The 14,697-nt window shown below is 42.6% G+C and carries 14 protein-coding genes, 2 tRNA genes and 2 rRNA genes; 14 read left to right on the top strand and 4 right to left on the bottom strand.

Annotated elements, in window-relative coordinates; genetic code table 11:
• The 13 genes from AC1DWN_RS15460 to AC1DWN_RS15400 form a co-directional block, all read left to right on the top strand.
• Positions 1-165 (top strand): 23S ribosomal RNA (locus AC1DWN_RS15460); the annotation flags it as partial.
• A 156-nt stretch (positions 166-321) separates the two neighbouring features.
• Positions 322-438 (top strand): 5S ribosomal RNA (rrf, locus tag AC1DWN_RS15455).
• A gap of 87 nt (positions 439-525) precedes the next feature.
• Positions 526-1,722, top strand: coding sequence for a GNAT family N-acetyltransferase (locus AC1DWN_RS15450; protein ID WP_477559789.1), 1,197 nt, complete (start codon positions 526-528; stop codon positions 1,720-1,722).
• A 143-nt stretch (positions 1,723-1,865) separates the two neighbouring features.
• Positions 1,866-3,323: an IMP dehydrogenase gene (guaB, locus tag AC1DWN_RS15445; protein ID WP_477559788.1), complete on the top strand. Its 1,458-nt coding sequence runs from the start codon at positions 1,866-1,868 to the stop codon at positions 3,321-3,323.
• A gap of 566 nt (positions 3,324-3,889) precedes the next feature.
• Positions 3,890-5,179 carry a D-alanyl-D-alanine carboxypeptidase family protein gene (locus AC1DWN_RS15440; protein ID WP_477559791.1) on the top strand — a complete coding sequence of 430 codons (1,290 nt, stop codon included), beginning with the start codon at positions 3,890-3,892 and terminating at the stop codon, positions 5,177-5,179.
• A 128-nt stretch (positions 5,180-5,307) separates the two neighbouring features.
• A complete protein-coding gene (gene pdxS / locus AC1DWN_RS15435; protein WP_477559787.1) occupies positions 5,308-6,189 on the top strand; it encodes a pyridoxal 5'-phosphate synthase lyase subunit PdxS in 882 nt (293 codons plus the stop codon).
• A gap of 135 nt (positions 6,190-6,324) precedes the next feature.
• The gene (pdxT, locus tag AC1DWN_RS15430; RefSeq protein ID WP_477559786.1) at positions 6,325-6,909 is read left to right on the top strand and encodes a pyridoxal 5'-phosphate synthase glutaminase subunit PdxT; all 585 of its coding nucleotides are present in this window, start codon (positions 6,325-6,327) and stop codon (positions 6,907-6,909) included.
• Positions 6,910-6,967: 58 nt separating this feature from the next.
• A complete protein-coding gene (gene serS / locus AC1DWN_RS15425) occupies positions 6,968-8,248 on the top strand; it encodes a serine--tRNA ligase (RefSeq protein WP_477559785.1) in 1,281 nt (426 codons plus the stop codon).
• 86 nt (positions 8,249-8,334) lie between these two features.
• Positions 8,335-8,423: transfer RNA gene (locus AC1DWN_RS15420), tRNA-Ser, on the top strand.
• 122 nt (positions 8,424-8,545) lie between these two features.
• Positions 8,546-8,893, top strand: a complete 348-nt coding sequence (locus AC1DWN_RS15415) for a hypothetical protein (protein WP_477559784.1) — start codon at positions 8,546-8,548, stop codon at positions 8,891-8,893.
• Positions 8,894-8,908: 15 nt separating this feature from the next.
• Positions 8,909-9,085, top strand: a complete 177-nt coding sequence (locus AC1DWN_RS15410; RefSeq protein WP_477559783.1) for a hypothetical protein — start codon at positions 8,909-8,911, stop codon at positions 9,083-9,085.
• Between the two features lie 48 nt (positions 9,086-9,133).
• Positions 9,134-9,283 (top strand): small acid-soluble spore protein P, encoded by a 150-nt coding sequence (locus tag AC1DWN_RS15405; protein ID WP_477559782.1) that lies wholly within the window; start codon positions 9,134-9,136, stop codon positions 9,281-9,283.
• A 151-nt stretch (positions 9,284-9,434) separates the two neighbouring features.
• A complete protein-coding gene (locus AC1DWN_RS15400) occupies positions 9,435-10,490 on the top strand; it encodes a hypothetical protein (protein ID WP_477559781.1) in 1,056 nt (351 codons plus the stop codon).
• A gap of 388 nt (positions 10,491-10,878) precedes the next feature.
• On the opposite strand, the gene AC1DWN_RS15395 is transcribed toward AC1DWN_RS15400, so the two are convergent.
• Positions 10,879-10,955 (bottom strand) — tRNA-Arg (locus tag AC1DWN_RS15395).
• Between the two features lie 219 nt (positions 10,956-11,174).
• Here AC1DWN_RS15395 and AC1DWN_RS15390 point away from each other — a divergent pair.
• Positions 11,175-12,176, top strand: a complete 1,002-nt coding sequence (locus tag AC1DWN_RS15390) for an HD domain-containing phosphohydrolase (protein WP_477559790.1) — start codon at positions 11,175-11,177, stop codon at positions 12,174-12,176.
• Between the two features lie 68 nt (positions 12,177-12,244).
• On the opposite strand, the gene AC1DWN_RS15385 is transcribed toward AC1DWN_RS15390, so the two are convergent.
• The 3 genes from AC1DWN_RS15385 to AC1DWN_RS15375 are packed head-to-tail and all read right to left on the bottom strand — an operon-like array spanning position 12,245 to position 14,670.
• Positions 12,245-12,439 carry a hypothetical protein gene (locus AC1DWN_RS15385; protein WP_477559780.1) on the bottom strand — a complete coding sequence of 65 codons (195 nt, stop codon included), beginning with the start codon at positions 12,437-12,439 and terminating at the stop codon, positions 12,245-12,247.
• 27 nt (positions 12,440-12,466) lie between these two features.
• Positions 12,467-13,180 (bottom strand): aspartate/glutamate racemase family protein, encoded by a 714-nt coding sequence (locus AC1DWN_RS15380; RefSeq protein ID WP_477559779.1) that lies wholly within the window; start codon positions 13,178-13,180, stop codon positions 12,467-12,469.
• Positions 13,181-13,188: 8 nt separating this feature from the next.
• The gene (locus AC1DWN_RS15375; protein WP_477559778.1) at positions 13,189-14,670 is read right to left on the bottom strand and encodes a Mur ligase family protein; all 1,482 of its coding nucleotides are present in this window, start codon (positions 14,668-14,670) and stop codon (positions 13,189-13,191) included.
• Between the last annotated feature and the right edge of the window lie 27 nt (positions 14,671-14,697).

Genomic DNA, 14,697 nt, shown 5'->3' with positions numbered 1-14,697 from the left:
GTACGGACGGGATAAGCGCTGAAAGCATCTAAGCGTGAAGCCCCCCTCAAGATGAGATTTCCCAGTATGTAAGACCCCTTGAAGACGACGAGGTTGATAGGTTCGGGGTGGAAGCGCAGCAATGCGTGGAGCTGACGAATACTAATCGGTCGAGGGCTTATCCTAAAATAAGGTTTGCATGGACCCATACATCCGGCAAACAAACAGCTAAGGTTCAGYAAGAYAACTTTCGTATYCAGTTTTCAGGGCGCAATGCCTTGTTGGTTTATTGTTGATGCTCTTCTAAGGTAACTTGGAGAAGTTATTCAATGAATAATCTAGTTTGGTGGCGATGGCGAAGGGGAACCACGCGTTCCCATACCGAACACGACCGTTAAGCCCTTCAGCGCCGATGGTACTTGGACCGCAGGGTCCTGGGAGAGTAGGACGTCGCCAAGCACGAATGACCTATCGCATGTATGCGATAGGTTTTTTTGTTATATTGACCTTTTTATGAAATAATAAACCGTAGGGAGGCGAACTATAATGGATAAAAGCATGAGAATAGAGAAAATGAATCAATCACATTTTTCTGAAAGTATGATGTTGACGCAGTTTGCATTTCAAATGCAAAAAACAGACGAAGAAATTGAAGAGATTAAGTTGCAATTTGAAACAGAGCCAGCAGATAGATACGCTGCATATGTTGAAAACCAGTTTGCTGCACAAATGACTGTACTAGGTTTGGATACTTTTATTGGTGGCAAACGGTTTGCAATGGGCGGAATATCAGCTGTGGCCACATGGCCAGAGTATAGAAGACAAGGGCTTGTAGCTAAGCTGCTTGTTCATGCGCTGAAAGAGATGAAGGAAAAGGGGCAGACAGTTTCATTTCTGCATCCATTTTCTTTTGGTTTTTATAGAAAATATGGTTGGGAAACATATACAGAGAATAAGGTCTATACCATTAAAACGGAACAGTTACCTGTACGTAAAGCGTTTGACGGTCGGATAGAAAGATGCAAAGCTAAGGATTACAGCTTATTAGAAACGATATATGAGAAGTATGCCATCAAGTTTAATGGTACATTAGCACGAACAGAGCTATGGTGGAGTTATCGCATAAGCAAGCGTAAGCCTGGTCAATCAGCGATCTATTATGATCAGAACGGCGAAGCACAAGGTTACATTATATATGAGATTAAAAACATGCATATGAGTGTGCATGAGCTTGTTTATTTAAATGAGGGAGCAAGGTCGGCAATTTGGTCATTTATTTCACAGCATGATTCTATGTTTAAAGAGATGACAATAACGGTTCCTTCAAACGATAAGTTAGCATATACCTTGCCAGATCCTAGAATTAAACAAGAGACATTTTCGTATTTCATGGCACGTATTGTAGATGCTGAGGCATTTATTGGTCAATACATGTTCAGTCCAGATGAAGTAGCTGATCAGATACCTATTCAGATCGTAGATGAGCATGCGCCTTGGAATAATGGTTCTTATAGTATCGAAATTGAGCCTTCTGGAAATGCTATTTTGAAGAGATTAGATGAAATTAAAAATAATGATTTCGCTATAAAAGTAAATATAGGTGTGTTAACCTCACTATTGTTCGGATACATTCGACCATTAGAATTAGCACGTTTAGCACAGATTCAAGGTGACGAAGAGGTTATTAAACGCTTACATGTGCGTATTCCCGAACGAACAACGTATTTACCTGACTTTTTCTAAAGAAATACGGAATTCAAGCTTTATTTTATAGGGTTATAGTTGGTGCGTGGTTGCTAATGGCCTGTCTTGACAGCCCCTACCCCCTCTGATAATATTGCAATAATATACGTGAGAGGTATCGAAAATAAGGGAGGAACATACTCGTGTGGGAAACAAAATTCGCCAAAGAAGGGCTAACGTTTGACGACGTCCTGCTTATTCCGCGCAAATCAGAAGTGCTACCAAGAGAAGTTGATATTTCCATCAGATTAAGCGAGAGCATTAAGCTAAATATTCCGCTCATTAGCGCAGGTATGGACACCGTTACAGAAGCGGCTTTGGCAATTGCAATCGCGCGTGAGGGCGGTATTGGGATTGTTCATAAGAACATGTCAATTGCACAGCAAGCGGAGGAAGTAGATCGTGTGAAACGTTCGGAGAGCGGTGTAATTACAAATCCGTTTTCACTAACTCCAGATCACCATGTATACGATGCTGAGGAATTGATGGGCAAATACCGTATTTCAGGCGTTCCTATCGTTGACCAAGATAAAAAATTGGTCGGTATTTTGACAAACCGCGATTTACGTTTTGTTCATGATTACTCCATCAAGATTAATGATGTAATGACTCGTGAAAATTTGGTTACTGCGCCAGTTGGAACAACTCTTCAGGAAGCTGAAGGACTGTTGCAGAAACACAAAATTGAGAAACTTCCTCTTATTGATGAGTCGAACACACTTAAAGGTCTTATTACTATTAAAGATATTGAAAAAGCAATTCAATTCCCTAATGCGGCGAAGGATACACACGGACGTTTACTTTGCGGAGCTGCGGTTGGTATTTCTAAGGATACAATGGAAAGAACAGAAGCACTCGTTCAATCAGGCATCGACGTTCTTGTTGTTGACTCAGCACACGGACATCATATTAATATTTTGAATACGGTACGTAAGCTGCGTGCTGCTTATCCGGATCTAACCATTATTGCAGGTAACGTTGCAACCGGCGATGCTACTCGTGACTTAATTGAAGCAGGGGCATCCGTTGTCAAAGTCGGTATTGGACCTGGTTCGATTTGTACGACTCGTGTTATTGCAGGTATTGGTGTACCGCAAATTACGGCAATATATGATTGCGCATCGGTTGCTCGTGAATACAACATTCCGGTTATTGCGGATGGCGGTATTAAGTATTCTGGCGACATTACGAAAGCAATTGCTTCAGGAGCAAGTGCAATTATGATCGGAAGCTTGTTTGCTGGAACAGCAGAAAGCCCTGGAGAGACTGAAATCTTCCAAGGACGAAGCTTTAAAGTATATCGCGGTATGGGATCACTCGGCGCGATGAAGGAAGGCAGTAAAGACCGCTACTTCCAAGAAAACGAGAACAAGCTTGTTCCAGAAGGTATTGAAGGACGCGTACCTTACAAAGGACCACTAGCTGATACTGTTCACCAGCTGCTAGGCGGACTACGCTCCGGTATGGGTTACTGTGGAACTGCATCTCTTGATGAACTGAAGAATGATACACAATTTGTACGTATCACTGGTTCTGGTCTTCGTGAGAGTCATCCGCATGACGTGCAAATAACAAAGGAAGCTCCTAACTACTCCTTATAGAAGTAGAATAAAGCTAACCTCATATTAATGACACAGAGATAAGCGACATCGTTGCTTGTCTCTGTTTTTTTACTTTGCCTACTTAGTTTCAGTTTTTGCAATTAATTGAGCGTGCAAGAGGATCAGTCATCATTTAGTTTCAGGAAGTGAACCTAATTGCTCGGTTAGCTAGATCAGCGCCTTTTTCTGTTGAGATAGATTCATAATGTGATACTAACTCGTTTCTAAGTCCCCAATACCAATCATTAGTTTCACAATGTGAGCTTAATTCAACATTACCTCCAGCCAGCCAGATGTCTAAGTAATATAAGTAATTCATGTAGACTTCCTATCATCAAATATAGGGATGGTTGAGTACAATCCGCTTTGGACATACCTTTACTATAAAAACACTTAAATATTTCTATGAAACATAAATGCGCAGCAAACGACGGCGACAGCTGTTTGCACTTGTGAAAGAATCTTCATTTTAACAGCTGTTCAAAGAGGTTTAATTGTTACGGTTTGATATGTTACAATTAACATCGACAAACCAAGTGGGAAAAGGGGAGACGACGTTGAAGGAAATGGTTAGACCGGCTCGACTAAAGACGGCCATCGCTGCAAGTATGGCAGCTTGTTTGATAGTGTTGTCACTAGGTTCAACGACAGTACAGGCACAGGGGTATAATAACAGACCAAGTACAGAGAACTCATTAGGATTACAGGTGAAGGCAGCTATTTTAATTGATGCGGATTCCGGACAAGTATTATATGATGTGAACTCGAATGAACCGCTGCCTGCGGCAAGTATGACGAAACTAATGACTGAATATATCGTTCTGGAAGAAGTGTCTAATAAGCGTCTATCGTGGGATACTGTAGTTACTACTAATGCGGAAGCAGCATCTACACCTGCTGATGGTTCATCCGTATTTTTGGCACAAGGTGATAAACATACCGTTTTAGAATTATATAAAGCAATGGCGGTAGGCTCAGCTAATGATGCAACGATTGCACTTGCTTCAGAAATATCAGGAAGTGAGCAAGGCTTTGTCGAAAAAATGAATGAGACAAGTGAAAAGCTTGGTTTGAAAACAGCTATCTTCACATCGGCGACTGGTCTTGCAGATGATACAGTTATATCGGCATCAGATATGGCAAAGCTTGCACAAATTATTTTGAAAGAGCATCCGGAGTTTCTAGAATACTCGAAGCTTCAGGAATACAAATTTCGGGAACGTGATGATAAAGCTATCGTTAACATTAACTGGATGCTAGGTACTAATACAAACCAATCCGGTTTGAAGCATTTGGCTTATGAGGGCGTTGACGGTATGAAAACGGGATTTATTGGGGCTGCCGGCTACAACTTCACAGGAACTGTTAAGCGTGGTGAACAACGTTTTATCAGCGTTGTAATGGATACCGCAACAAAGTCAGCTCGTTTTAATGAAACAGCTAAGCTATACAATTATGGTTTCGGCACATTTGAGAAAAAAACGGTTCTTGCTCCAAAAACCGTGGTAGAAAAGTTTGAAACGGTTAAGATTAAGAAGGGTAAGAAAAAGAGTATTCCAGTCGTTACGGACAGAGACATAACATTCATGGTGAAAAAGGGCGTTGAGCCAAAGATTGAGCTAACATCTAGCAAGATCAAAACAGAAGCCGAGCTTGTGGCACCGATTCCGGTTGGTACAGCTGTAGGTACTGTAACGTATCAGTATACGGATGCTGATACGAAAAAAACATTAGAGCATACGGTAAACCTAATTACGACTGAGGAAGCTGAAAAAGCAAGCTGGTTCCGCTTATTGTTCCGCTCGATTGGTGGATTTTTTAGCAATCTATTCAGCGGAATTGTCAATTTGTTTTAATCCGACTTGAAAACAGGGGAATAAAGCAAAACAAGGGTTGTCGATTAAACTGGCTTCCTGTAAAATCAATGGTTAGAACAACTACGATATTATAAATTTTAATGGATGAAAATAGGAGGATTTGAAGCATGGAAACAGGTACATCACGCGTTAAACGCGGCATGGCAGAAATGCAAAAAGGCGGCGTCATTATGGACGTTATGAACGCCGAGCAAGCAAAGGTAGCAGAAGCAGCAGGTGCTACGGCAGTAATGGCACTTGAGCGTGTTCCTTCTGATATTCGTGCAGCAGGCGGAGTAGCTCGTATGGCTGACCCGACGATTGTTGAGCAGGTTATGAAGGTTGTTTCGATACCGGTTATGGCGAAAGCTCGTATCGGTCACTATATCGAGGCTAAAGTTTTAGAATCAATGGGCGTTGACTATATTGATGAGAGTGAAGTACTTACGCCAGCTGATGAAGTGTTCCACATTAGCAAGCATGAGTTTACAATTCCATTCGTATGCGGAGCTAAAGATCTTGGTGAAGCTTTGCGTCGTATCCAAGAAGGTGCGGCAATGCTTCGTACGAAAGGTGAACCAGGTACAGGAAATATCGTTGAAGCTGTACGCCACCTTCGTCTAATTAACGGTCAAATTCGTAAAATTCAAGGTTTGTCGAAGGACGAGCTTTATCATGAAGCAAAAATTTTAGGCGTGGCTTATGATCTATTGCTTGATGTACATGAGTCAGGCAAGCTTCCGGTTGTTAACTTCGCTGCAGGCGGTGTTGCAACCCCATCGGATGCTGCACTAATGATGCATCTAGGTGCAGACGGCGTATTCGTTGGCTCTGGTATTTTCAAATCAGACAACCCTGAGAAATTCGCTCGTGCTATTGTTGAAGCAACCACTCATTATAACGATTACAAGCTAATTGCTGAAGTATCCAAAAACTTGGGTGCTCCGATGAAGGGTATTGAAATTTCCAAGCTTGATGCTTCGCAACGTATGCAAGACCGCGGCATCTAAACTGGAGATATAGGTATAGGCGGCGCTGTCCTATAGGGCAGCGTTAGTCATTTACACGAGCATCAGAATTATACTGGAGCTGTTAGAGGACTTGTAGAGCCCTTGCTCCGATTGTAAAGGAAGGCGAGTCGAGCGATGAGGATTGGCGTACTTGCGCTTCAAGGCGCAGTAGCAGAGCATATACGAAGCTTAGAGGCGGCGGGCGCAGAGGCGGTCGCCGTTAAACGAATCGAGCAGCTTGATGAACTGCAGGGGCTTGTTATTCCCGGTGGAGAAAGTACAACGATCGGAAAGCTTATGCGTAAATACGGTTTTATGGAAGCCATTGCGGATTTCTCTTCGCAGGGTAAACCACTTTTCGGCACTTGTGCAGGTCTAATCGTGCTTGCGGATAAGATCGAAGGACAAGAGGATGCGCATCTACGGCTTATGGATATGACTGTTGCACGTAATGCATTTGGACGACAACAGGAAAGCTTTGAGACCGATTTACAGGTAAAGGGTATTGACGAGCCTGTACGTGCCGTATTTATACGGGCGCCCCTGATCAAGAAGGTGGGCGAGAATGTAGAAGTATTATCCACCTACAAGGATGAGATCGTAACAGCTAGGCAGGGCAACTTGCTTGCGGTATCCTATCATCCGGAGCTGACTGATGATTTTAGTCTGCATGCTTATTTTGTGGACATGGTTAAAGAAGCAGCTGCCAGCAAAGCGTAGTAGAAATAGGTCAATAAGGTTACCTATATTACTCCTTTTGGAGAGGGGTTGATCCATTATGTTGGATGTTAAATTGTTAAGAAACGAATTTGAGAAGGTTGAGCAGGCGCTTCTAAATCGCGGTGCATCACTTGATCTTATTGCAGGTTTTCCGGTGCTGGATACGAAGCGACGTGACTTGATTCAAGAAACGGAACAATTGAAAAACCGCCGTAATCTAGTGTCGCAAGAGGTTGCAAAACTCAAAAAATCCGGCGGAGATGCTGATGCTCTCATTATCGAAATGAGAGAAGTAGGCGATCGAATTAAAGAGCTTGACGATGAAATTCGTGAGCTAGAGGTACTTGTTGATGAGTTATCATTGGCAATCCCAAACATACCTAGTGAAACGGTACCGATCGGTAAATCGGAGGAAGATAATGTTGAGCTGCGCGTAAACGGCGAGCTGCCGACTTTTGATTTTGAACCGAAGGCTCACTGGGAAATTGCACAAGCGCTCGGCATTTTGGATTTTGAACGCGCTGCGAAAGTTACTGGGTCGCGCTTTACGTTCTACAAAGGTATGGGTGCACGTCTTGAGCGAGCGCTTATTAACTTTATGATGGATTTACATAGCGACCAGCACGGCTACGAGGAAGTGCTGCCGCCATACATTGTAAATCGTGACAGCTTATATGGGACAGGACAGCTCCCTAAGTTCGAAGAGGATTTGTTCAAAATCTCAGAATCGGAATATTATCTTATTCCTACTGCAGAGGTTCCTGTTACGAATCTTCATCGCGACGAAATATTGCATGCAGATGAGCTGCCGAAGTATTTTGTGGCCTATAGCTCATGCTTCCGCTCTGAGGCCGGCTCAGCTGGCCGTGATACTCGCGGATTAATTCGTCAGCATCAATTCAACAAGGTTGAGCTGATTAAGCTGACGAAGCCTGAGGACTCCTATGAAGAGCTGGAGAAAATGACAGCGAATGCGGAGAAGGTTCTGCAGCTGCTAGGTCTTCCATATCGTGTTCTGGCGCTTTGCACAGGGGATATGGGCTTCACTGCAGCAAAGACGTATGACCTTGAAGTGTGGCTGCCCAGTGCCGCTACATACCGGGAAATCTCATCTTGCTCGAACGTAGAGGATTTCCAGGCGCGCCGCGCAGCAATAAGGTTCAGAAGAGACACGAAGAGTAAACCAGAGTTCGTACACACGCTTAATGGTTCTGGTCTTGCTGTAGGGCGTACGTTTGCAGCGATTATTGAGAATTATCAGCAAGCGGATGGATCAGTGACGATACCTGAAGTGTTACGTCCATACATGGGCGGTATTAGTTCAATCCAAGTACGTTAATAATTTTTTTTTACCACAGGACAAAATATAGGTTGCTTTTATATTCTGTCCTGTGGTATACTATTTTTTGTTACGAACAATTGCTTGGAGAGGTACCGAAGTGGTCATAACGGGGCGGTCTTGAAAACCGTTAGAGCGCAAGCTCACGTGGGTTCGAATCCCACCCTCTCCGCCATTCTAACTAACTACATACATATACGTCCAAACGCTCAGCGTTTGGGCGTTTTTTGTTTTTGGCATGGTCGTATAAAAAGCAGCAAACTGCCGCATGTTAAGCGATGTGGAGGTGCTTCATATATGGGTAAATCAGATGAGCTTCAAATGAATCAAGATAATTTGGCTGACGCATGGCGGCAGACGCTACCAGAGATCATTAAACACGGTGACCGCTGCAAGGTACTCCCAGATGAGTCGGATGCGAAATCAATTCGTGTGACGATTGATGCGGCTGGCCACCAAATGTTTTCGTTTGATTTTAAGGTGACTTATGTCGATAGCCGTGAAGTAAAGGTTGAGCTAGTTGATGTAGAGAAAGATAATACCTCTGTTGATGAACGTGGAGACATTATTCAAAAGCTTATTCAGGATTATACGAGGCATTTGCATGAATGCGCACAAGCGCTTCAACAATTGACGCATGCGTAGAGGAGACGTTGACTTATGACCAAAGCAAAAGGTACAGTCGATAAAAATTTATCCAATGTTGTAGATGCTTTAGATGTAGAGCCAGTTAACAGCCATCATGCGCAGCAATTACAGCAGGACAAAAATGATCGTAGGCACCAAGATTCATTGAATTTTGACCAGCCTACCGACTTAAAGAATCAAAAGAGTTAAATGTTTTTTTAGAAGCTCTGCACAATGATTTTATAGGAGGACTTCTTAATGGGTAAACCGAAGAGCATACCAGTACCAGATCGTAATTCGCAGAACAAGCAGCGGCGAGATAATGACGAGGGGCAGCAGGAGCCATTATCCGGATCGAAGAAGACGAAGCAGCATAATCATGTAAGTCATAACAATCCTCAGGGTTAGTGGAAAGCTAGAGGAAAATTTTATATATTTGTAGTTCTTATGTCCCGTTTCAGTACGCTGAAACGGGATTTTTTTGTATGTTGCTTCTAATAGATGCTGTGATAGTATAAAATGGAGGTGCTTATAAGAAGATAAGGGAGGATCAAGTTACATGAAAAAGATTCAAAAATGGACGGTTATTTTAGTTGCCGCATTAATGATCATTATAACGGGATGCAGTTCGGCTAAACCGCCAAAGGAAGCTTTACAAGTAGCAATGACGAAGATAGCAGAGGCGGATTCCTATGCGATGACTATGTCCCTAGGAGTAGATGAATTGGAGCTTGCTCCTGCTGCTGCTCTGCAAACGGATATAGCTACGGCTGCTATTATTGGTATGATAAAAGACGCAACGATTAAAGTTGACGCTGTTTATAAGAAGGACCCGATGCGTACTGATATGAACCTGGAAATTGTACTGCCAGGTGATATGGAAATGAAGCTAAAGGTACCTATGATTATGACTAAAGAAATTTTATATGTGAAGATTCCAGAAATTCCAATGTTGGGACTGCCTAGTACCATTACAGGTAAGTTTATCAAGATTGATCTGAAGGAGCTTGCGGCCCAGCAAGGCGGTGCTCAGATAGACATTGCTGCTCAAAAAAAGCTTAGCAATGAGATCGGATCCGTATTGTTGAAGCATTTTGACGAAAAAACATATTTCAGTGAGCCAAAGGCTGAGGAAGCAGGCTTACCTGCAGATTTGAAGACGGATCAAATTATTAACTTTGAAATTAATGAAGGCAATTACGGTAAAACAGTAGAAACCGTCATTAATCAAGTAGTTCCGGAAGTGCTCGACATATTGCTTGCAAATGCAGATGCATTGAAGTCGCTGAATCTGGAGAAGGCCAATATTGAGAAGGCAAAGGCAGATTTGGAGAGCAATAAAGCTAAGATGCTTGATATGATGAAGAACGATGTGAAGGTAAATAAGCTTAAAGCTACAGGTGCCATTAAAGATGGCTACCTTGTTTATCAAGCGGCTCAAGTGAACGTGCATGCGACAGAAAAGGAAAGCGGACAAAATATGAAGGTTGGCTTCCATTATAACGTTAGTTATTCCGATATTAATAAAGCTGCGAATTTTGAAAGTGAAATTCCTACCGATGCGATTACACTGGAACAAGTTATGCAGTTGTTTAAAACGCCGGTTGGACTGTAAGCTCGGACGAGGCTGGTTTAGACACAATTAAAACAGAAAGCTGTTTCAAGGTTTTTTACCTTGAGACAGCTTTTTTAGTGTGCAATAAAGGAATGATCAAAAACTGCCTGGGGCAGGCGGTGTTGACGGACCGGTGCGTACGTCTTTTTTGTAAGCGGCAATCAGTAAGACCACTGCAGTTGCGATATGAAGTATCATTCCGAGGATTGGAATCCACGCTATGACGGATGTAATAATGCCAAGGATGCTGCCCGCTTTTGGCTAGTATAGCCTGAAAACTGAATTGAATGAATTGAAATCATCTGAACCCGAAGGAAAATAAAAAAGGGGCTGCACCACAAGTAGAWATWTCTACTTGTGGTGCAGCCCCTTGGTCATTTCGTTATAGTGGCGCGCCCGAGAGGTCTCGAACCTCCTACCTACGGTTTAGGAAACCATCGCTCTATCCGGATGAGCTACGGACGCGTAGCACTTGTTATTTTAGCATGGCAGGCTTGTTAAACGCAACTAATTGTGGAGGAAGATGGATCAGATACAATATCCCACATCGCTTCTATGAATTTTGTAATATACTAGGGAGAGAAAAAGGTGTTTCATAGTTTGAAGGAGTGATCCTGCATGGAAGAAGTAGAAGTCATCGACGAGACACTCACTATAAAACCGAGTTTGTCCTCGGATTAATTACTGAGAATCATATTTGAATATACAGCTAAAATAGCCAACGAAAAAAAATTAGAATCTGTGCTTATTCTAATGGCAAACATGGGAAGAGAGATGATCGTTGCTGACCGATGTGCCGTTTGGCTAATTGATCATGCTAACAACGAGCTATTTACAGCCGTAGCCCACGGCGTAGGAGAGATTAGAATTCCATATGGCAGTGGCTTAGTTGGCAGCGCGATTAGCTGTGGATTGCCTATTTTTATTGACGGTGCCTATAAGGACCCAAGACATAATTCGGAAAGTGATAAAAAAACAGGCTACCGAACGAAAGCGATTATGACGATTCCTTTTCGCAATAATCAAGGGGAGGTTATCGGAGCGTATCAGGCGATTAACAAAATGACCGAAGTGCAGACGTTCTCTACACAGGATATGGAATATTTATCATTAGCTGCATCCTATTCGGGCAAATCTCTGGAATCCATTATGCTGCATGAGGAAATATTGGAGACACAGAAGGAAGTTATTATTGCTATGGGGGAGATTGGCGAGCGTAGATCAAAGGAAACTGGGAACCATGTGAAGCGGGTCGCTCAGTATTCTTACCATATTGCTTTAGGACTAGGCATGAGTACGATGGAAGCTGAAATGTTGAGGATTGCATCACCCATGCATGATATTGGCAAGGTAGCCATTCCGGATGCGATTTTGCAGAAGTCAGGCAAGCTAACGGATGAAGAGTATGCGGTCATGCAAACACATTCCGAAATTGGGTATCAACTGCTGCGTAATTCGAAAAGACAGCTTATGCAGGCTGCCGCAATTGTGGCTTTGCATCATTATGAAAAGTGGGATGGCAGTGAAAGAGTGTACAAGGCAGCGTGGTCGCTAGAGCGTATACTGGCTTTATTTCAGGAAGAAAAGGGCCGACAATTTGATCCTAAGGTGGTAGATGCGTTTGTTGAGCAGCTTCCAGCTATTCTTCAGGTAAGGGATCAAGAAGTGGAATGGAACGTTAAATAAATGAGACAGCCTATCTAATAAAAAAGAGAGAATTCGCAATGATTCTCTCTAGCTAGCCGTATTCTTTTTTATAAAGATATCTCAAACCAAGTCTTATCATCCGAATATTTCCTGGATACAAATGGTTTGCATTGAGCTTTTGGATATTTGGTTTGTACATAGACTAGTTGAGCCTCAGATAACCACAGCTCTCTGGACTTTACACCGTCAGCGAAAGATTCCGCAAAAAAACGCTCAAAGGTTTCCATCGCATGAGATGACATAGGTTATCCTCCTCTCCTTCTAGCCAATTATCGAAGAATTGATTTTTTACCGGAAAGCTCAATCGATTTCTGAACCAGCACAGACATCGCATCCACACAATAGGCAGCAAACTCTTTACTGATTTCAATACAAGATAGCTCTGTGCAGGCGATAATGACGCAATTGCAATTATCGTTAACGAGCAGCGAGTTTATTATTCCTTCAAATTCAGAAGGTTCTACAGGTAGGTTGCGTTTAACCTTGTTATATATGATGTCCATTACATGCTCTTGAATAGCCTCGTTAGGCATATGCAGCTGCATGTTATATTTATTGCAGCCTGTAAGATATACACCGCTGCTTACGGTACCGTTTGTAGCTAAAATACCGATTTTACAATGTTCTCCGTACTTGTTGTAGATGACTTTAAGCGTCTCATCCACCATGTTGATGATGTTTATCTCGGTCATTTGCTGCATGTCGTTATAGAAATAGTGAGAGGTATTGCACGGTATAGCTATATTTGAAACACCAGCTGCTTCAAGCAGCTTCAGGTCCTTAGCAACCGCTTCAAGGAAAACCTCGCCCTCATTAGCCAATATAACAGACGTTCTGTCTGGTAAAGTCGCATGGTTAAGGATGAACATATCGATATGCTCTTGATCGCGATCCGCATCTGTTAATTCGATAATTTGTTCAAAAAATAACGAGGTTGCCTTAGGACCCATCCCGCCGATCACGCCTAAACTTTTATGTTTCATCGTATTACCTACTTTGATTGTAGTGTTTGTAATGCAATTTGAGCTCCATTGTCCATACCTTGGCAGCCAGCCAACATAACCAAGTCGCCAGGTTCAGCATGTGAGAGAGCGTCGTTGATAGCATCAGGCAATTCATCGTACAATTCAACCTGAATATTAGCTTTGTTCATAATGTCCATAAAGGCTTGTACCTCTTCATCCGTTACGAAATCCTTCTCGGTAACATGAGAGATGCTTCGCGTAGCAATGACCTCATTTAACTCCAGCTTTCTCATCCAGCTGACCATCGCTTCTGCATTTTCTCTATTAACAATAGGACCGCGGCTTCCTCTTATCGCATAAACGAGACGAAGGCGCTCATAATCCATATATTTAACGGTTTCCAGTGTAACATCAATATTACCGGGATTGGCAAAATGGTCATCAATAATCATGAACTTGTCTTCATGAATGATTTCAAACCGTCTTTCAACACCGGAAAAGGATTGTAGTGTTTCCTGTATGGTTGAAACGGGTACGCCGCACAGCAAGGATATAATAATCGCCACCATAGAGTTATAAACGGAGTGTAGTCCAGGTATGGACAGCTCCACATCAAATTCACCGGGTGCAAACGTGACGTTGTTAACCTGAAAAGCTTTTAGAATCTCAAACTTAAATTTTGCTCTTCCGGTTGAGAGATCTAAGTCTTTGCAATAAACGGTTGCCTCACGGCTTTTAAGGCTATAGGTGAGGACCGTTGCTTTAGTTTGGTCTATAAGTGAAGCAGAATAATCAGAGTCCAAGTTGAGTACGGCAAAGCTATTTGCACTTGCATTGCGTATCAGGCTTGACTTAGCCTCCCAATATTTCTCGAACGATCCATGTGAATCAATATGCTCACGACTCAGGTTATTAAGCGCGACGATATCGTAATCAACCGTTTCTACGCGGTGTGTCTCCAGTGCTGCAGAAGACACCTCCATAGTAACATGGGAGACGTTTTTGTCGGCCATTTGTTTCAAATAATATTGTAAATCTAACGATTCTGGCGTGGTGAGCTCAGAAGGGATCGAGTAATCATCTATTTTGATCACAACCGTACCGATTAATCCGGTTTTGAGGCCGTGTCTTTCTAAAATCGCATTGGTTATATAGGAAGTTGTTGTTTTACCGTTAGTAGCTGTAATCCCAATCATCTTCATGCTGTTAGCTGGGAAACCGTAGAATGCGGCACCTAACTGTGCAAGTGCAATTCTGCTGTTTGCAACACGGAATTGAGGGATGTCGATTCCATCCTGAAACTCTTCGACAATGGCCGCTACGGCTCCATTCTGAATAGCATTAGCCAAATATTTATGACCATTCGTTTTGTAGCCATTTACGCATACGAATAGATGCCCTTCTGAGCACTTCTGAGAATGATAGCTAATTCCCGAAACCAGCATTTCTCTTTGTTGGATAGCGTCTAGAATGGGTGTTGATTTTAAAAGTTCTTTTAATGAAATCATTTTAAACTTACCTCCTTATTTACTTAC

It is taken from the genome of Paenibacillus sp. P4_A7 (genome assembly GCF_056402455.1).
The sequence above is the reverse complement of the archived record's forward strand: the minus strand, read 5'-3'. Positions and strand labels throughout refer to the sequence as shown.